This is a genomic window from Mesorhizobium sp. L48C026A00 (genome assembly GCF_000502375.1).
In the GTDB taxonomy this organism is placed as follows: Bacteria; Pseudomonadota; Alphaproteobacteria; order Rhizobiales; family Rhizobiaceae; genus Mesorhizobium; species Mesorhizobium muleiense.
The window spans coordinates 247,674-266,823 of the sequence record NZ_AYWU01000001.1; the positions used below are offsets into that span (position 1 = coordinate 247,674).

The window sequence follows — 19,150 nt, forward strand, 5'->3', positions numbered from 1 at the left end:
CATGTCAGACATCGTCCTGAAGACCGAAAACCTGACCAAATACTATGGCGGCGTGCATGCGCTCGAAAGCGCGAATTTCGAACTGCGCAAGGGCGAGCATGTCGCCATCATGGGTGACAACGGCGCCGGCAAATCGACCTTCGTGCGCCAGATCACCGCCGTCGAGCAGCGCACCAGCGGCAAGGTCTGGTTCGACGGCAAGGAAGTGAACTTCGCCGGCCCGATCGCGGCGCGCGAGGCGGGCATCGAAACGGTGTTCCAGAACCTGGCGCTTGCCGACGATCTCGACGTGCCGTCGAACCTGTTTCTCGGCCGCGAGAAGGTGCTTTTCAATCTCGGGCCTTTCTCGATTCTCGATCGCAAGTTCATGCGCAAGGCGACCGAGGCAGCGTTGATCCGCACGGCGGTCAAGATTCCCAACCTTTCCAACACCATCCGACACATGTCGGGCGGCCAGCGTCAGTGCGTGGCGATCGCCAGAACCGCTACCTTTGCGTCCAAGCTCATCATCATGGACGAGCCGACGGCAGCACTTGGTGTGCAGGAGACGATGCAGGTCGAAAACATCATCCGCACGCTGAAAGCCAATGGCGAGCCGCTGATCCTGATCAGCCACAACATGCGCCAGGTGTTCGACCTCGTCGACCGCATCGTCGTCTTCCGGCGCGGCCGCATCGTCGCCAATCTGCGCAAGCAGGACACCGACGGCAACGACATCGTCTCATACATCACCGGCGCCAAGACCGGGGAGGCCGAACTTGCGGCCTAGGGCGGATGCCGGCGCGGTCATCGACCCGTCGCCGATCTGCCGCGATAAGAAAATCTACTGCGCCTCGCGCTGAACGGTGCAGGAAAGACGTAATTCCATTTTCGAACAATCCTCAAAGGAAATTCCCATGCCTCTCCGCTTCGCTCTTCTCGGTGCCGGCCGCATCGGCAAGGTCCACGCCCGCGCCGTCGGTTCCAATCCGCAGGCCAGGCTGGTCGCAGTTGCCGATGCCTTCGAGAAGGCGGCGACCGATCTGGCGTCGGCCTATGGCGCGGAAGTGCGCAGCATCGACGCCATCGAAAAAGCCGGGGATATCGATGCGGTCATTATCTGCACGCCGACCGACACCCATGCCGATCTGATCGAGCGGTTCGCCAAGGCCGGCAAGGCGATNTGCGGTCATTATCTGCACGCCGACCGACACCCATGCCGATCTGATCGAGCGGTTCGCCAAGGCCGGCAAGGCGATCTTCTGTGAGAAGCCGATCGACCTCGACGCCGGCCGAGTGGAAGAATGCCTGGCCGTGGTCGACAAGGCCGGCGCCACTTTGATGGTCGGCTTCAACCGCCGCTTCGATCCGCATTTCGCCGCCGTGCGCAAGGCGATCGACGACGGCGCCATCGGCACGGTCGAGATGGTGACCATCACCTCGCGCGATCCCGGCCCGCCGCCGCTCGACTACATCGGCCGCTCGGGCGGCATCTTCCGCGACATGACCATCCATGATTTCGACATGGCGCGCTTCCTGCTCGGCGAGGAGCCGGTGGCGGTCAGCGCCCACGCCTCGGTGCTGGTCGACAAAAAGATCGGCGAGGCCGGCGACTTCGACAGCGTCAGCGTCATCCTCGAAACCGCCTCCGGCAAGCAGTGCATCATCTCCAATTCGCGACGCGCCACCTATGGCTACGACCAGCGCATCGAGGTGCATGGCTCGAAAGGCATGGTTGCGGCCGAGAACCAGCGGCCGGTGTCGATCGAGCTGGCCAATGAAAAGGGCTATACGCGCCCGCCGCTGCACGACTTCTTCATGACCCGCTACCTCGACGCCTATGCCAACGAGATCGCCGCCTTCATCGCGGCGGCGACGTCGGGCAACAAGGCGGCGCCGAGCGGTGGGGACGGGCTCGTCGCGCTGCGGCTGGCGGACGCGGCGCTGAAGTCGGCGACGGAAGGCAAGACCGTCCGCCTCGACAAGACAGTCTGACCATCAAGCACAGGAGCAAGGCGATGAACGGTTCCGCCGGTCGAAATTCACAAACACGCGCCATCGTCACCGGCGGCGCGCAAGGCATCGGCTTCGCCGTCGCCGAGGCGCTGGCCGACGAGGGCTGCCGCGCCCTGGCGCTGGTCGGCCGTTCCAGGGAGAAGGGCGATAAGGCGGTCGCCGCACTTGCGAAAGACGGCGTCGAGGCCATTTTCATCAGCGCCGACGTCTCGGTGGTGGCCGATTGCAAGCGGGTCGTCGAAACCGCGATCGCTCATTTCGGCACCGTCAATGCGCTGGTCAACGCCGCCGCCACCTCGGCCCGCGGCTCACTGGTTGAGACCTCCGAGGATCTTTTTGACCAGATCTTCCAGACCAATGTGCGCGGCCCCTTCTTCCTGATGCAGGGTGTGGTGGCGCATCTGCTCGACCGCAAGGCGCTTGGCTCGATCGTCAACGTGCTTTCGATGTCGGCGCATTGCGGCCAGTCGTTCCTGGCGCCCTACTCGTCGAGCAAGGGCGCACTGGCGACGCTGACCAAGAATGTCGCCAATGCCTATCGCAGCAATCGCATCCGCTGCAACGCCGTGCTGCCCGGCTGGATGGATACCGAGGGCGAGGCGATCGTGCAGAAGAAATGGCACGACGCGCCGGACGACTGGCTGGAAAAGGCCGAGGCAGCGCAGCCGATGGGCCAGTTGGTGAAGCCGGCGCAGCTTGCCCGGCTGATCAGCTATATGATCAGCTCGCAGTCCGGCGTCATGACCGGCTCGCTGGTCGACTACGACCAAACCATTGCAGGGTCTTCGCCGGAATAGCGTCATCTGAGTAGCGTCATCTGAACGTGACAAGCACCCTGGCTTCGGCTATAGGGCTGGCATGATCCACCTGACCGCCTCGTTCTGGTACTTTAGCTACGGCAGCTCGCTGGCGGCGGGAGGATTGCGCTCGATCTGAAGATTGCAGCAACAACATCCGAACAGCCGCCAGACCTGGCGGCTTTTTTGTTTCAGCCGGCAGGTCTCCCAACCAGGAGCAGAAAGCCGTGTTGACCACCACAGATGATCTTCGGGTTAAGGAAATCCGAGAGCTGAGTACGCCGGACGACGTGATGCGGGAGATACCGCGCACGCTGACGGCGACGCGCACCGTTGCTGCGTCACGCAACGCTATCCATGCCGTGCTGACCGGCGCCGACGATCGGCTGGTCGTCGTCGTCGGCCCCTGTTCGATCCACGACCCGATCGCTGCCGTCGACTATGCCAGCCGGCTGGTGGCGCTGCGCGAGAGCCTGTCGGACCGGCTGGAGATCGTGATGCGCGTGTATTTCGAGAAACCGCGCACGACCGTCGGCTGGAAGGGCCTGATCAACGATCCCGACCTCGACGGCAGCTTCAACATCGACAAAGGCCTGCGGATGGCCCGCAACGTGCTCTCCGCGGTCAACAATCTTGGCCTTCCGGCGGCGACCGAATTCCTCGACATGGCCACCCCGCAATACATTGCCGACCTCGTCGCCTGGGGCGCTATCGGCGCGCGCACGACGGAGAGCCAGATCCATCGCGAACTCGCATCCGGCCTGTCCTGCCCGGTCGGCTTCAAGAACGGCACCGACGGCAATTTGCGGATCGCCGCCGAGGCGGTGAAGTCCGCCGCCCAGCCGCATCATTTCATGGCGGTGACGAAGGGCGGGCGCAGCGCCATCGCGACGACCACCGGCAATGAGGACTGCCACGTCATCCTTCGCGGCGGCATTCAGCCCAATTATGACGCGGCAAGCGTCGCCGCCGCCAGTGCGGAACTCGCCCGGATCGGTGTCGCGCCACGGTTGATGATCGATGTCAGCCACGCCAACAGCAACAAGAAGCCCGAGAACCAGCCGAAGGTCGCCGCCGACGTGGCGGGCCAGGTCGCGGCAGGCGACGAGCGCATCATCGGCGTCATGATCGAGAGCAATCTCGTCGCCGGCCGGCAGGAAGTCACGCCCGGCAAGCCGCTCATCTATGGCAAGAGCATCACCGATGGCTGCATCGACTGGGCGACCACCGAGACGGTGCTGTACGGCCTTGCCGACGCCGTCGAGCAGCGCCGATCGGCGCGACGCGCCCTGGTCGCCAGCCGTCCAGGCGCCGCTTGAGACAGCTGACGCCGTTGGCCGCGAAAGCGCGGCCGGCGGCCGGCTGGAAGCAGCCTCTACCGCACCGCCACCCAGCGCTGTTCCTCGAACGAGCGCGCCATGGCATGCACCGTGCGCTCGATCTCAAGGCCTTCGTCAAAATCGATGATCCGCGCCGGCTTGCCGGCCAGCCGCATCAAAAGCTCGCGGCATTCGATGATCTTGAGGTCGTTGAAGCCGAGGCCGTGGCCGGGCGCCGGCAGGAAGGCGTCGTAGGGCTTGTGGTGCGGCGCCACCAGGATGGTGCGATAGCCTTGCTCGGTCGGGCGGTCGGCTGTCAGGTAAAGCTGGAACTCGTTCATCTGCTCCTGGTCGTACAGGATCGAGCCCTTCGAGCCGAAGATCTGAATGGCGATCCGGCCCTTGCGGCCCCAGGCCGAACGGTTGACCAGCAGCGTGCCGGCAATGCCGTTTTCGAGATGCATCAGCACGCTGGCGATGTCGTAGGTCTCGACCGCGCGACGCCCGCCTGATGCGACGCGGCGATCGGCATAGGGTTTTGCCATGTCGCACATGACGCGGGCGACGCGGCCGAACAGCACCGAGACCAGCGACAGCGGATGCACGGCGAAATCGTCGAGGGCGCCGTAACCGGACGCCGCCTCGTGCTTCCAGAAGAACAGCGCCTCCGGGTCGGCCATGAAATCCTCGTCCATCTCGATGCGCAGATGATTGACTTCACCGATGATCTTTTCGTCGAGCAGCGCACCGATATGGCGGATGACCGGATTCTGGATGTAGTTGTAGCCGAGCGCGGCCACCTTGCCGGACTTTTTGGCCGCGGCCGCCATGGCTTGCGCCTCGGAAAAACTCGGCGCCATCGGTTTTTCGCACCACAGATGCTTGCCGGCTTCGAGGATGGCGATGGCCATCTCCGGGTGGAACTGGTTCGGCGTGGTCAGCGAGACGATATCGACGTCCGGGTCATCGACGACGGCGCGCCAGTCGCCGGAGCCCTTGGCGAAGCCGAACTCGGCCGCCCGGCGCTTGGCAAGGTCGTCATCGACCTCGCCGAGATGGACCAGCCTTGGCTTGGCCACGTCGGGAAAGACGGTGCCGACCGCGTTCCAGGCAATGGAATGGCACTTGCCCATGAACCCCGTGCCGATAAGACCGACTCCGACCATTTCCTTGTCTCCGCTGCCAGAAAGGTTGTGTGGATGAATTAGTCCATTTTTTCCAGAAATGGAACGCATGGCTCATTTTTTATGGCCTTCTTGCACAGGCTCGCTATGATGGGGCATCACACGGCATCGACTGATGGACCTGGGCGGAGCGACTATGGACGAACGGGTGCCCCGCGATTTCGAGACGCTGCGTACGACGATCCTGGAACGGCGCCAGAGCCTGCCCAAGCGCATCGCGCAGATCGCCGCCTATGCGCTCGACAATCCCGACGATATTGCCTTCGGCACAGCCGCCAGCATCGCCGCCTCCGCCGGCGTCCAGCCTTCGACCTTGATCCGCTTCGCCCAGCAGCTCGGCTTCGACGGCTTCACCAGCCTGCAACTGGTGTTTCGTGAGCGCCTGCGCGAGCGCAATTCGTCTTATGATGAAAGACTGGCGGCATTGCGCGCCAAGGCCGAGGAAGGCGCCGGTCACCGGGCGATTTTCGACGGCTTCGTCGCCGCGGCGAGCACCTCGCTCAACGATATTTCAGGCAGGTTGAACGAAGACCATTTCGAAGCTGCCATCGCCTTGCTGGCGAAGGCGGAGACGATTTATGTGCTGGCCAAGCGCCGCTCCTATCCGGTCGCCTCCTACATCGCCTATGCGCTGGGCAAGCTCAAGATCCGCAACCAGCTGATCGAATCAGCCGCCGGCCTCAACGCCGAGATGATCAGCTTTGCCTCGCCCAGGGATGCCGTCATCGCCATCAGTTTCTCGCCTTATGCCCCGGCGACCATTGAGGAGGCGCGCGTCATCTCGGAGCAAGGCGTTCCGATCGTAGCGATCACCGACAGTTCCTTTTCCCCGCTCGCCCAGTTCGCCAGAGTCTGGTTCGAGGTCGCCGAGGCCGATTTCGCCGGCTTCCGCTCGCTGTCGGCGACGATGGCGCTGGCCATGGCGCTGACCGTTGCGGTCGGCGAAAAGCGGCGCGACACCGGCGGGAAGCACAAGGCCTGACAGGCTACTTTTCGGCAAAGGAACGCGCGTTCCATATTGACTATCGATTGGAATTATTATTTCATATTGCCGGCGCCACGCTGCCGCTCGCGCGTGTTACCCAAACAATGTGTTACCAAGACAACAAGGCTGATGGGAGGTTCGAATGAGCGAAGCCGTGGACGCGAAACATGCGCCGCTCGACGTCATCACCATCGGCCGCGCCTCGGTCGATCTTTATGGCCAGCAGATCGGCTCGCGCCTGGAGGACATCACCTCCTTTGCCAAGTCGGTCGGCGGCTGTCCGGCCAACATTTCGGTCGGCACGGCGAGGCTCGGCCTGCGCTCGGCGCTGCTCACCCGCGTCGGCGACGAGCAGATGGGCCGCTTCATCCGCGAGCAGTTGACGCGCGAAGGGGTTTCGGTTGACGGCCTCAGGACCGATCCGGACCGGCTGACCGCGCTGGTGCTGCTGTCGGTCGAGGACGAGGGCGTGTCGCCGATGATCTTCTATCGCACCGACTGCGCCGACATGGCGCTTTCGGAAGACGACATCGATGAGACGTTCATCGCTTCGGCACGCGCGATCGTCGTCACCGGCACGCATTTTTCGCGGCCCAACAGCGACGCCGCGCAGCGCAAGGCGATCCGTGCCATCAAGGCCACGGGCGGCAAAGTGGTGTTCGACATCGACTACCGCCCTAATCTGTGGGGCCTTGCCGGCCATGCCGAAGGCTTCGAGCGCTATGTGAAATCCGACCGGGTCTCCGCCCAGCTGAAGACAGTGCTGCCCGACTGCGACCTGATCGTCGGCACCGAAGAAGAGATCATGATCGCCTCCGGTGCCGATGATTGCCTGAGCGCGTTGAAGACGATCCGCTCGCTATCCAAGGCCACGATCGTCTTGAAGCGCGGCGCCATGGGCTGCATCGTCTATGACGGGCCGATCAGCGACGACCTCGAGGACGGGATCGTTGGCAAGGGCTTTCCGATCGAGGTCTACAATGTGCTCGGCGCCGGCGATGCCTTCATGTCGGGTTTTTTGCGCGGCTGGCTCGGCGGCGAGAGCCTGGAGACGGCAGCGACCTGGGCCAACGCCTGCGGCGCCTTCGCCGTGTCGCGGCTGCTCTGTGCGCCGGAATATCCGACCTTCGAGGAATTGCAGTTCTTCCTGAAGAACGGCAGCAGGCAGCTGGCGCTGCGCAAGGACGAGGCGATCAACCATATCCATTGGGCGACGACGCGCCGGCGCGACATTCCATCGCTGATGGCGCTGGCCTGCGATCACCGTATCCAGCTCGACGATGTCGCCGCGAAGGCAGGCGCCGACCCGTCGCGCATCCATGATTTCAAGGTGCTGACGGTCAAGGCGGCGGCAAAGGTTGCCGCCGGCCGCGCTGGCTACGGCATGCTGCTCGACGAAAAATACGGCCGCGAGGCGATGTTCGAATTCGCCCGCCATTCCTTCGCCTGGCTCGGCCGGCCGGTCGAACTGCCGGGATCGCGGCCACTTCGTTTCGAATTCTCGCAGGATATCGGCTCGCAACTGATCGAGTGGCCGGTCGACCATTGCATCAAGTGCCTGTGCTTCTACCACCCCGACGACCCGGAGGCGCTGAAGACCGAGCAGCAGCAGAAGCTCAAAAGCCTGTTCGAGGCCGCGCGGAAAGTAGGCAGAGAACTTCTCATCGAGATCATCGCCGGCAAGCACGGGGAACTCGACGACACGACGATCCCGCGGGCGCTGCAGGAACTCTATGCGCTTGATATCAAGCCCGACTGGTGGAAGCTTGAACCGCAGGCCTCAGCCGGGGCCTGGGTGAAGATCGAAGCGGTGATCCTGAAGAACGATCCGTGGTGCCGCGGGGTTGTGCTGCTCGGCCTCGAAGCGCCACAGGACGAACTGGAAGTGGCCTTTGCCGCCACCGCCAAGGCACCGATCGTCAAGGGCTTCGCCGTCGGTCGCACCATCTTCATCAACGCGGCCGAACAATGGCTTGCCGGCAAGATGTCGGACGAGGAGGCGGTGGCCGACATGGCGTCGCGCTTCGAGGGGCTGACCGAGGCATGGCTTGCCGCGCGCGGCCGCAAAGCAGCATAAGAAGGCGCGGCACAAGGACTGCGGAGGAAAACAACATGACCAAGACAATACGCCTGACGATGGCGCAGGCGCTGACCCGCTTTCTCGGCTGCCAGATGACCGAGATCGACGGCAGGAAAATGCCGATCTTCGGCGGCGTCTGGGCGATCTTCGGCCACGGCAATGTCGCCGGCATCGGCGAGGCGCTTTATCAGGTGCGCGACGAATTGCCGACTTTTCGCGCCCACAACGAACAGGCCATGGCGCATGCGGCGATCGCCTATGCCAAGGCCAATTTCCGCCGCCGGTTCATGGCGGCGACCAGTTCGATCGGCCCCGGCGCGCTCAACATGGTGACGGCGGCGGCACTTGCGCATGTAAACCGGTTGCCCGTCCTGTTTCTCCCCGGCGACGTCTTCGCCAATCGTATCCCCGATCCCGTGCTGCAGCAGGCAGAGGATTTCTCCGACGGTACCGCGACGGTCAATGACTGCTTCCGGCCGGTGTCGCGCTATTTCGACCGCATCACCCGGCCCGAGCAGATCATCCCGGCGCTCAACCGTGCCATGCAGGTGCTGACCGATCCGGCCGAATGCGGACCGGTGACTTTGGCGCTCTGCCAGGACGTGCAGGCCGAGGCCTTTGATTACCCCGAGAGCTTCTTTGCCGAACGGGTCTGGCATCAGCGCCGGCCGCGTCCGGACCGTGGGGAATTGGCGTCCGCCGTGGCGGCGCTGAAGGCGGCAACAAAGCCCTTGGTGATTGCCGGCGGCGGCGTGCTTTATTCGCAGGCTTCCGGCGAACTGGCGAAGCTGGCGCAAGGCGCCGGCATCCCGGTCTGCGAGACGCAGGGCGGCAAATCCTCGCTGCCGGACGATCATCCGCTCAACATGGCGGCGGTCGGCGTCACCGGCACTTTGGCGGCCAACCGGCTGGCTGAAGAAGCCGATGTCGTGCTTGCCGTCGGCACCAGGCTGCAGGATTTCACCACCGGCTCGTGGGCGCTGTTCAAGAATTCCGGCAAGACCATCATCGGGCTGAACGTCCAGCCTTTTGACGCGGGCAAGCACCAGGCGTTGCCGCTGGTCGCCGATGCGGCGGAAGGGCTGGCCGAACTCGGCGCGGCGCTGAATGGCTGGCAGGCGCCGGCTGCCTGGACCGATAATGCGGCCAGCGGGAAGAAAGAATGGCAGGCCGAAGCCGGCAAGGTGACGGCCTCGACCAATGCCGCCTACCCGTCGGACGCGCAGGTGATCGGCGCCGTGCAGCGCGCCATGGGCTCCGACGTGATATTGCTTCATGCCGCCGGCGGCCTGCCCGGCGAATTGCACAAGCTCTGGCAGGCGGGCGCGCCCGGCTCCTACCACGCCGAATACGGCTTCTCGACCATGGGCTACGAGATCGCTGGCGGGCTCGGCGTCAAGATGGCGAAGCCCGACGAAGAGGTCGTCGTCATGATCGGCGACGGCTCCTATCTGATGCTCAATTCCGAGATCGCAACCTCGGTCATGCTCGGCCTCAAGCTGACCATCGTGCTGCTCGACAACAGGGGCTACGGCTGCATCAACCGGCTGCAGATGGCAACCGGCGGCGCCAACTTCAACAATCTGCTGAAGGACGCCCGCCACGAGATTTTGCCCGACATCGACTTCGCGGCGCATGCGGCAAGCCTCGGCGCCATCGCCGAGAAGGTTTCGTCGATCGCCGGGTTGGAAACGGCGCTGGCAAAGGCGAAAGGCGATAGCAAGACGACGGTACTGGTCATCGACACCGATCCACTGGTGTCTACCGATGTCGGCGGCCATTGGTGGGACGTCGCCGTGCCGGAAGTTTCTTCGCGGCCGCAGGTCAACGCCGCACGCAAAGCCTATGAAGAAAAGCGGCGGATGCAGAGTGTTGGTGATTGATGTCGGCGAATGAAAATTGAACGAACTGACATTGGAGTGACGACTTGAAAGCCAAACTGGGCATGTCCCCCATTGCATGGTGGAACGACGATCTTGCGGAACTCAGCGATGATGTGTCGCTGGAGGAATGCTTGGCGCAGTCGCGATCGGCGGGCTTCACCGGCATGGAAATGGGCCGCCGTTTTCCCAGTGATCCGAAAATCATGCTGCCGATCCTGAAGGAGGCCGACGTGACGCTCTGCGGCGGCTGGTTCTCCGGTACGCTGGTCGACGACGACATGGCCAGGAATAAGGATCGCATCCAACCGATGATCGATCTGTTCAAGGCGGTGAACGCGCCCTGCATCGTCTATGGCGAGGTCGGCCGCTCCATCCAGGGTGACCGCTCAAAGCCGCTCGCCACCAAGCCGAGGCTTTCGGACGACGAGATGAAAGCCTATGCGAGGCGTCTCACCCAGTTCGGCGAATGGTGCGCCGAGCAGGGCATGCCGCTCTCCTACCACCATCATATGGCGGCGGTCGTCGAGACCGAGCCGGAGCTCGACGCCTTCATGCGCTATTCGGGAGAAGGCATTCCACTGCTGCTCGACGCCGGTCATCTGGCCTTTGCCGGCGGCGATGTGCTGCGCGCCATCGACAACCATCACCGGCGCATCAATCATGTCCATGTCAAGGACGTTCGCATGGACGTGATCGAAAAACTCGATCGCCAAAAGCAATCCTTCCTCGATGCCGTGGCGCTCGGCGCCTTCACGGTGCCGGGCGATGGCTCGCTGGATTTTGGTGCCATTGTGGAAAGGCTGGCGAACTACGGCTATGAAGGCTGGTTCGTGGTCGAGGCCGAGCAGGATCCCAAGAAGAATCCGCCGCTCAGGATGGCGCAAGTCGGCTACAAGGAATTGATGCGGGTGATGACGGCCGCCGGCTACACGGTTGAAACGCAGGGCTTCCCCAATGCTTGAGCGACTCTATTCCCGGCGACGGGGCGATCCGATGCGGGGGCTGATCCGATGAAGGACTCCGAGCATCCGTTCTTCAGGCCCCTGTGGCGGCGCGTTGCCATCGTCGCCGTCTGCCTGGGCTGGGCCGTGGTCGAGTTTGCCACCGGCGTGCCGTTCTGGGGCACGATCGCGCTCGGCTTCGCCGGCTATGCCGTCTGGCAATTCTTCTATCTCTACAAGCCGGCCGACGGCGGCAAGGATTCGGCCGACACCGAACCAAAGGAGTGAGGCTGGATGTCGAAACTGCTCGTCAAAGCCGATAAGGGCCATGGCCGCGTCGCCCATGTGACGCCGCAAAACGCCGGCTGGACCTATGTCGGTTTCGATCTGCATCGATTGCGGCCCGGCGAGACCGTCTCCGGACAAACCGCGAGCCGTGAAGTCTGCCTGGTGTTCGTCACCGGCGAGGGCAAGGCCAAGGCCGGCGGCAACGATCTCGGCCTGCTCGGCGAACGCATGTCGCCCTTCGAAGGCAAGCCGTGGTCGATCTATGTGCCGCAGGGCTCTGACTGGTCGGTGACCGCCGACACCGGTCTCGAACTCGCGGTCTGCTCAGCGCCGGGGCTTGGCGGCGGCCTGCCGGTCCGCGTCATTGCGCCAAAAGATCTCGGCCAGGAGGTTCGCGGCAAGGGCACCAACACGCGCTATGTCACCAACATCCTGCCGGAAGGCAAGCCGGCCGATTCATTGCTGGTGGTCGAGGTCATCACGCCTGGCGGCCACACGTCGAGCTACCCACCGCACAAGCATGACCAGGACAATCTGCCGGCCGAGTCCTATCTCGAGGAGACCTATTACCACCGCCTCAATCCGCCGCAGGGCTTTGCCTTCCAGCGCGTCTACACCGATGCCGACCGGAACGGGGCTCGTTCGCTCGACGAGGCGATGGCGATCGAGGACGGCGACGTCGTGCTGGTGCCCAAGGGTTATCACCCTTGCGCCGCCTGCCATGGCTACGACCTCTACTACCTCAACGTCATGGCCGGGCCGAAGCGGACGTGGAAGTTCCACAACGCGCCCGAGCACGAATGGCTGATGAAGGCCTGAGGCGCTGCCCGTCCGGGTCGGCAACTGGCCCAAGGCGAAAAAAATCGTCGGCTAATGACCCGCCTGAACAAGTTTGTTATCAGGAGCGATCATCAGCTTCGTCATTTCGTCATGCAAATCGCCTATGGCAGCGGGAGTTGACGAGGACTTTCGATGCGCTACGCTATCTATTTCACCCCCCGGCAGGACGAACCGCTGGCGCGGATCGCCGCCAATTGGCTCGGCCGTGACCCGTTCGGCGCCGCCACGAGGCCGGTCGAGGCCGTGGGCGAACTGTCGGCGGCGGAAGTCGCCTTCCATACCGCTTCGGCGCGCCGCTACGGTTTTCATGCGACGCTGAAGGCGCCCTTCCGGCTGGCTTCGAACGAAACGGAAGCCGCGCTTCGCGCGGCACTGGACGATTTCGCCGAAACGACGCCGGTGGTGACGATCCCACGGCTGGTCGTCAGCCAGATCGACGGCTTCTTCGCGCTGGTGCCGGAAGGGCCGCTGCCGGCGCTCAACCGCTTCGCCGACGACGTCGTGCGCGACTTCGACCGTTTTCGCGCGCCGCTGAGCGAGGCTGAGATCGAACGGCGCAGCCCTGACTCGCTGAAGCCGGCTGAATTCCGCAATCTCTGCCAGTGGGGTTACCCCTATGTCTTCGAGACCTTCCGTTTTCACATGACGCTGTCCGGCCGGGCCTCGTCACAGGAAGGCCCTCGTCTTCGCGCAGCAATCGACAGCCTGTTTGCGGGAGTCCTGCAACGGCCGGTGCCGGTGGACGCACTGACCCTGTTTGTCGAAACCGAACCTGGCGCCCCGTTCATGGTGCTCTCCCATCACGCGCTCGGGCGCCGCCCGGCGAGAAAAACCGCCTGAAATACAATTTGTTCAACCGCTTTTGTGCGACGCCAACTCATCCCAATCGGTGATTCAATTGGCTGCAAAAATGCTCCAAGGACTGCCTGAAATGACCGTCGAGACCGTTCTCAACAATGCCCGCATCGTGCTTGCCGACGAGATCGTCGAAGGCTCGATCGTGCTGCGCGACGGCTTGATCGCCGGGATCGATGCCGGCGCCGGCCGAAGCGGCGAGGACATGGGCGGCGATTTCATCATTCCCGGGCTGGTCGAGCTTCACACCGACCACCTCGAAGGCCATTACGCGCCGCGGCCGAAGGTGCGCTGGAACCCGATCGCCGCCGTTCTCGCCCACGACGCGCAGGTGGCGACCGCCGGCATCACCACCGTGCTCGATGCCTTGCGCGTCGGCATGGACGACGACGCCGACATGAATTCGGCCGACATGCGCAAGCTGGCCGATGCGATCGAGGACAGCGTCCAGCAGGACCGGCTGCGGGCCGACCATTTCATCCATCTGCGCTGCGAGGTTTCGGCGCCGGATTGCCTCGCAGCCTTCGCGCATTTTGACGGCGATGACAGGATCAAGCTGGCGTCGCTGATGGACCATGCGCCGGGACAGCGCCAGTTCGTCGATTTGGAAACCTATGCCTATTACTACCGGCGCAAGCTGAAGCTGACGGACCGCGAATTCCAGCAATTCTGCGAGAAGCGGATGGCGGAGTCGGCGACGAATTCGGGGCCGAACCGCGCCTTCATCGCTGCCGCCTGCCATCAGCGCGGCATCGTGCTGGCCAGCCATGACGACGCCACGACCGGCCATGTCGACGAGGCGATCGAACAAGGCGTCCGCGTCGCCGAATTCCCGACCACCAAAGAGGCCGCAAAAGCTTCGAAGGCCGCCGGGCTCGGGGTGCTGATGGGCGCCCCGAACGTCATGCGCGGCGCCTCGCATTCGGGCAATGTTTCGGCCCGGACACTCGCCGGCGAAGGCCTGCTCGACATATTGTCGTCCGACTACATCCCCTTCAGCCTGATCCAGTCGGCGTTTTTCCTCGGCGACGTTGTCGATGGCATCTCCCTGCCGCAGGCGGTGGCGATGGTTTCGAAGAACCCGGCCGAGGCAGTCGGCCTTGCCGACCGTGGTGTCATCGAGCAAGGCCGGCGCGCCGATCTGGTTCGCGTCCGTCTTGACGATCATGTCCCGGTTGTCCGCACGGTCTGGCGGCAGGGACGTCGGGTCGCGTGATGGTGTCGGCGTCGATCGAGCGTGAATTGTCCGCCGCGGCGTTTCCGATCCGCGACGGGGTGTTCGTCGCTGTCGTCGGGCCGAGCGGCGCCGGCAAGGACACGGTGATCGGCTATGCCCGGTCGCTGTTTGCCGACGAGACCCGGCTGGAGTTCGTGCGCCGGGTCATCACCCGGCCGAGCGACACGGCAAGCGAGGATCACGACACGCTGGCCGATGCGGCCTTCGTCGAGGCGGAAGCGGACGGCGCCTTCGCCATCTCCTGGGAGGCGCATGGCTTGCGCTACGGCATCCCGGCTGAAGTCGACCGGTCGGTGGCCAATGGCCGCGTCGCCATCGCCAATGTCTCCCGCGCCATCATCCCGGCGCTGCGTGATCGCTATGCCAATCTGGCTGTCGTCGAGATCACCGCATCGCCGCAGATCCTGGCCGAACGACTGGCGATGCGCGGCCGCGAGTCGCGCGGCGAAGTGCTGGCGCGGCTGGCGCGCAGCGCCAATGTGGCGTTGTCCGGGCCAGGCGTCACCCCGATCGACAATAGCGGCCAGCGCGAGGCGGCCGGCGAGCGTTTTGTCGAAGTGCTGCGCAAGGCAATGGCCTTCTCCGACCGGTCGGGCACGATTTAAGCCGCCTCTTACCTTCTCCCTCTGTGGGAGAAGGGAGAGGCGGAGCCGCTACTCCGCTGCCGCGCCGGCCGCGCCCTTGCGGGTTGCCTCCAGCATCAGCCGCCGCTCCCGGTACACGCCCCATTGCTGGTCGACCAGCACGCCGATCAAAATCACGCCGCCCATCACCGCGAAATTGAGCGAGGACGGGATGCCGAGCAGGTTGACGAGGTTTTGCAGTTCCTGCAGCAGAACCGTGCCCAGGATCACGCCGAGCAGCGAGCCTTCGCCGCCGCGCAGCGAGAAGCCGCCGAGCACGGCTGCGGCAATGGCGTAGAGTTCGTAGAACTGGCCGTGGCTGGCCGGCGAGATCGAGCGCGTGTACATGGCGAAATAGATCGCCGACAGCGCCGTCAGCACACCGCAGATGACATAGGCCGCCATGACGACGCGGCCGGTGCGGATGCCCGAATATTTCGCCGCCTCCTCGTTCTTGCCGATGGCGTAGAGGTAGCGGCCGAACACCGAACGGTGCAGCACCACCCACATCACGATGGCGATGACGATCAGCGCGATGAAGCTGTTCGGCACGCCATAGGATCGCCCGGCGGTCAGGAATTCGAGCTCCGGAAAGTTCTGCCCGAAGGCAAAGCCCGCCGTGCCGTCGGCTGTGTAGAACCGCGCCACGCCGCGATAGATCAACAGGCCGCACAGCGTCACCACGAAAGGCTGCAATTTGAGCCGCGTGATCAGCCAGCCATGTGCCAGCCCGATGATGCCGCCAAGCACCAGGATCAGCGGCAGTGCCACCGGCCATGCCATGCCGCGCGTGGCGATGAAATCGACGAACAGGACGCCGAGCAGCGCAACCACCGAGCCGACCGACAATTCGATGCCGCCGGTGATGATGACGAAGGCTTGGCCGATCGCCAGGATGCCGAACAGCCCGATCAGGTTCGAGGTGTTGGCGAGGTTGATCGGCAGCAGGAAGCGCGGATTGATGATCGCCACCACCGCTCCGACCACGAGGATCAGGATCAGCAGGCCGAGATCTTTCTTGCTCATCGTCTTCTCCCCAATGCCTGCCTAAGCAGGTTCCGCAAAAGTGTTGCGCGGTTTTGCGACCGGAACCTGCGCCAAACAAAAGCTATTTCGGCTGCTTGCCGACGGCCAGCAGCAGCACGTTTTCCTGGCTGAACTGATCCTTGTCGAGAATGCCTGAGATCTGGCCCTCATGCATGACTGCGATGCGGTCGGAGACGCCGATCACCTCCTCCATGTCGCTCGATATCATCAGCACGGCGACGCCGGCATCGGCCAGCGCCCGCATCAGCCCGTAGATCTCCGCCTTGGCGCCGATGTCGATGCCGCGGGTCGGCTCGTCGAGGATCATCACCTTGGGGCTCATGGCCAGCCACTTGGCCAGCACCACCTTTTGCTGGTTGCCGCCCGACAGCGTGCCGGTGCGAGTCGCCACCGAGGGTGCCTTGATGCCGAGATTGCGTTTCTGCTTCTCGGCGGTGACGGCTTCGGCGCGGGCAGAAACCAGGGATCGCCGGGCATGCGCCGGCAGATTGGGAAGCGAAATATTCTGGGCAATCGACAGGTCAAGCAGGATGCCGGTCAGCTTGCGATCCTCGGGGACGAGGAAGATCCCGTTGGCCACAGCGTCGGCCGCCGAACCAAGAACCAGATCTTTTGCATCAAGCTGGAGCGCGCCGCCAAGGCTCTTCTCGATGCCGAAAAGCACGCGCGCCAGCTCCGTGCGGCCGGAGCCGACAAGACCCGCCAGGCCAAGGATTTCGCCGCGCCTGACGCCGAGATCGACCGGTCGGTCTGGATAGGCGCTGGTGCGAACGGCCTTGGCCGACAGTGCGACGGCGCCGGGCGGGCGGGCCGATTCTGCGGCCTTCTCCCGCTCCTTCAGCATGCGGCCGATCATCAGCTTGACCATAGAGTCGTGGTTGATGGCGTTCTTCGGCAGCGTGCCGGCAAGCATGCCGTCCCTCAGCACGACGACGCGATCGGCAACCCGCTCGACCTCGTGAAGGCGATGCGAGATGAAGATGACGCTGATGCCGTCGGCCTTCAGCGCCTTGATGACATCGAGCAGCTTGTCGGTTTCGGCAAGGGGCAGGCTCGACGTCGGCTCGTCGAGGATGACCAGCCGCGCCTCGATCGACAGCGCCTTGGCGATTTCGACCATCTGCTGCTGGGCAAGCGACAGCGCCGATACCGGGGTGTTTGCCGAGAAATTGGCGCCCACGCGTTTGAGCAGCGGCGCCGCCAGCGTGCGCAGCCTGGTGCGGTCGACAAGCCTGAGCGGACCGGCGCGCAACGGCTCGCGGCCGAAAAAGATGTTGGCGGCAACGTCGAGGTTTTCGAACAGGTTGAGTTCCTGGTGGACGAAGGCGATGCCGGAACCGATGCTGGCCTCGACCGTCAGCCCCTCATGGGCGACGCCGTCGACGGTGATCGTACCGGTGTCGGGTGTGGTCACGCCGCCGAGGATCTTCATCAGCGTCGACTTGCCGGCGCCGTTTTCGCCGACGAGGCCGATAACCTCGCCAGGCCTGACCTCCAGCGAAAACCCGTCCAGCGCGACCACGCCGGGATAGGTCTTGCGCACGCCCTCGAGACTGAGGAACGGGGCAATCGTGGATGCGCCGATGGATGCGTCGGAATAGTTCATCATGCCTGACAGCAGTTGGCGGGCCGGCCTCCCCGCAGATTGACGAGCCTGATCAGGTCCGTCAATAACAAGCGGAGCCAGTCACGCCAGCGTCGCGCTGCCCCTCACCCCTAACCTCTCCCCGTAAAGAACGGGGAGAGGGATTCGCCAGCGTTGCAACCACTGCCCTTCTCCCCGTTCTGCACGCGGAGAAGGTGGATGAGGGGCCAGCGCCGACGACGCTCAATTTCCGGACATCGCTTTCAGATTGGCGGCATAGGCGTCGACGTCGTCCTTGCCGATGATCTTGGTCGGGATGATGATCAGGCCGTTCTCCGGAATGCCCGACTTGTCGCCCTCGAGATAGGCCGCCATCAGCTTCATGCCCTGGTAGGCCCATTCGAAGGGCTGCTGCACGACGGTGGCGGCAACGGTGCCTTCCTTCACGCCGCCGAGCGTGATCGGATCGTCGTCGAAGCCGACGACCGTGATCTGGCCGAGCTTGCCGGCGTCGCGCAGCGCTTCATAGATGCGCGGGGTGTTGTAGGAATAGAAGCCGACCATGCAGGTGACGTCGGGGCTGGCGACCAGCGCGTCCTCGACGTTCTTCTTGGCGCGGGCCTGGTCGATGTCGTCGCCACGCACGTCGATCAGCTCGATCTTGGTGCCGGCGAGCCCTTCCTTCATGCCTTCGATGCGCTCTTTGGCATTGTCGGCGCCGAGCAGGCCGACGAAGCCGAGGCATTTGCCGCCGTCGGGCATCGCCTTCTTGGCGATCTCGGCCGCCTGCTTGCCGGCATCGATGTTGGACGAGCCGATATAGGCGATACGCTTGGTCTGCGGCGCGTCGCTGTCGGTGGTGAACAGCGCCGTCTCCGAGGCGATCTTGTTGAGCCCGTCGGTCGAGGTCTTGGGATCGACGGCCGAAACCATGATCGCCTTGACGCCGGCCGTCACCAGATCATCCATCAGCCGCTGCTGGATGGCGACCGACGACTGTTCCGGATATTTGAGCTCGAGATTGTAGTTGGGCAATTCGGCCTGGGCCTTCTTGACGCCGGCTTCGGCCGCCTTCCAGAAATCGGAAGCGCCGTTGACGACGAAGGCCAGCGTCGGTTTGTCCTGGGCACCGGCGATCGCCGTGAAGGACAGACCGAGAGCCAGGGCCGCTGCGGCGACGGACACATTTCGTATCGCAGATTTCATGTTCAACCTCCCGTTTGATCCAGTCATTTTCGCTGATCTGAACTTTGTCGAATGCGGCTTGGACGCCCTCCTCCTCAAGGGTGCTGGCAGCGAAAGAACGGCGCCATCCCAGCCGCGATTTTGGACTTTAGAGACTCATTGGCAGTTCGTATAGTCGGATTTGTCTGACATTTCAGTAATTGCGTGGCGTTGCTTTGCCGGCCCAAGAGCCCGGATGCCGCGCCACACGCCTGCTTCCCGTCATGGCCCGTTCGGTCCCGAGCCGGGCATGACGAATTGAGAATA

16 protein-coding genes and 1 pseudogene are annotated in these 19,150 nt (G+C 63.9%); 13 read left to right on the forward strand and 4 right to left on the reverse strand.

Translation table 11 applies throughout. The features are described 5' to 3' along the window. The first annotated feature begins 1 nt into the window (after position 1). From X738_RS46730 to X738_RS46745, 4 genes and pseudogenes are all read left to right on the forward strand, one after another. Entirely contained in the window at positions 2 to 769 is a 768-nt protein-coding gene (locus X738_RS46730) for an ATP-binding cassette domain-containing protein (protein WP_023796933.1), read from the forward strand. Between the two features lie 127 nt (positions 770 to 896). Beyond that, positions 897 to 1,974, forward strand: a pseudogene (locus tag X738_RS46735) (inositol 2-dehydrogenase). 23 nt (positions 1,975 to 1,997) lie between these two features. After that, positions 1,998 to 2,792, forward strand: coding sequence for an SDR family oxidoreductase (locus X738_RS46740; protein ID WP_023796934.1), 795 nt, complete (start codon positions 1,998 to 2,000; stop codon positions 2,790 to 2,792). A 227-nt stretch (positions 2,793 to 3,019) separates the two neighbouring features. Next, entirely contained in the window at positions 3,020 to 4,111 is a 1,092-nt protein-coding gene (locus X738_RS46745; RefSeq protein WP_023796935.1) for a 3-deoxy-7-phosphoheptulonate synthase, read from the forward strand. A gap of 56 nt (positions 4,112 to 4,167) precedes the next feature. Here X738_RS46745 and X738_RS46750 read toward each other — a convergent pair whose 3' ends face one another. Beyond that, positions 4,168 to 5,277 carry a Gfo/Idh/MocA family protein gene (locus X738_RS46750; RefSeq protein WP_023796936.1) on the reverse strand — a complete coding sequence of 370 codons (1,110 nt, stop codon included), beginning with the start codon at positions 5,275 to 5,277 and terminating at the stop codon, positions 4,168 to 4,170. A 154-nt stretch (positions 5,278 to 5,431) separates the two neighbouring features. On the opposite strand from X738_RS46750, the gene X738_RS46755 reads away from it, so the two are divergent. The 9 genes from X738_RS46755 (at position 5,432) to phnN (ending at position 15,009) form a co-directional block, all read left to right on the forward strand. Beyond that, entirely contained in the window at positions 5,432 to 6,277 is an 846-nt protein-coding gene (locus X738_RS46755; RefSeq protein ID WP_023796937.1) for a MurR/RpiR family transcriptional regulator, read from the forward strand. Positions 6,278 to 6,422: 145 nt separating this feature from the next. Beyond that, complete coding sequence (locus X738_RS46760) at positions 6,423 to 8,357, forward strand: bifunctional 5-dehydro-2-deoxygluconokinase/5-dehydro-2-deoxyphosphogluconate aldolase (protein ID WP_023796938.1); 1,935 nt, start codon at positions 6,423 to 6,425, stop codon at positions 8,355 to 8,357. Between the two features lie 35 nt (positions 8,358 to 8,392). Next, a complete protein-coding gene (iolD, locus tag X738_RS46765) occupies positions 8,393 to 10,243 on the forward strand; it encodes a 3D-(3,5/4)-trihydroxycyclohexane-1,2-dione acylhydrolase (decyclizing) (RefSeq protein ID WP_023796939.1) in 1,851 nt (616 codons plus the stop codon). Positions 10,244 to 10,287: 44 nt separating this feature from the next. Further along, positions 10,288 to 11,205, forward strand: coding sequence for a myo-inosose-2 dehydratase (gene iolE, locus X738_RS46770; protein ID WP_023796940.1), 918 nt, complete (start codon positions 10,288 to 10,290; stop codon positions 11,203 to 11,205). Between the two features lie 48 nt (positions 11,206 to 11,253). After that, positions 11,254 to 11,472, forward strand: coding sequence for a DUF3329 domain-containing protein (locus X738_RS46775; RefSeq protein ID WP_023796941.1), 219 nt, complete (start codon positions 11,254 to 11,256; stop codon positions 11,470 to 11,472). Positions 11,473 to 11,478: 6 nt separating this feature from the next. Then, a complete protein-coding gene (iolB, locus tag X738_RS46780; RefSeq protein WP_023796942.1) occupies positions 11,479 to 12,291 on the forward strand; it encodes a 5-deoxy-glucuronate isomerase in 813 nt (270 codons plus the stop codon). A gap of 153 nt (positions 12,292 to 12,444) precedes the next feature. Then, on the forward strand, positions 12,445 to 13,152 hold the full coding sequence (locus X738_RS46785; protein ID WP_023796943.1) for a DUF1045 domain-containing protein: 708 nt from the start codon (positions 12,445 to 12,447) through the stop codon (positions 13,150 to 13,152). A 91-nt stretch (positions 13,153 to 13,243) separates the two neighbouring features. Further along, positions 13,244 to 14,383: an alpha-D-ribose 1-methylphosphonate 5-triphosphate diphosphatase gene (locus X738_RS46790; RefSeq protein WP_023796944.1), complete on the forward strand. Its 1,140-nt coding sequence runs from the start codon at positions 13,244 to 13,246 to the stop codon at positions 14,381 to 14,383. Next, a complete protein-coding gene (gene phnN, locus X738_RS46795; RefSeq protein ID WP_023796945.1) occupies positions 14,380 to 15,009 on the forward strand; it encodes a phosphonate metabolism protein/1,5-bisphosphokinase (PRPP-forming) PhnN in 630 nt (209 codons plus the stop codon). The genes X738_RS46790 and phnN overlap by 4 nt, the downstream gene beginning before the upstream one ends. Before the next feature lie 48 nt (positions 15,010 to 15,057). Here phnN and X738_RS46800 read toward each other — a convergent pair whose 3' ends face one another. From X738_RS46800 to X738_RS46810, 3 genes are all read right to left on the reverse strand, one after another. Further along, positions 15,058 to 16,053: an ABC transporter permease gene (locus X738_RS46800; RefSeq protein WP_023796946.1), complete on the reverse strand. Its 996-nt coding sequence runs from the start codon at positions 16,051 to 16,053 to the stop codon at positions 15,058 to 15,060. Between the two features lie 82 nt (positions 16,054 to 16,135). Continuing rightward, positions 16,136 to 17,680 (reverse strand): sugar ABC transporter ATP-binding protein, encoded by a 1,545-nt coding sequence (locus tag X738_RS46805; protein ID WP_023796947.1) that lies wholly within the window; start codon positions 17,678 to 17,680, stop codon positions 16,136 to 16,138. 222 nt (positions 17,681 to 17,902) lie between these two features. Continuing rightward, the gene (locus X738_RS46810; RefSeq protein WP_023796948.1) at positions 17,903 to 18,865 is read right to left on the reverse strand and encodes a sugar-binding protein; all 963 of its coding nucleotides are present in this window, start codon (positions 18,863 to 18,865) and stop codon (positions 17,903 to 17,905) included. Between the last annotated feature and the right edge of the window lie 285 nt (positions 18,866 to 19,150).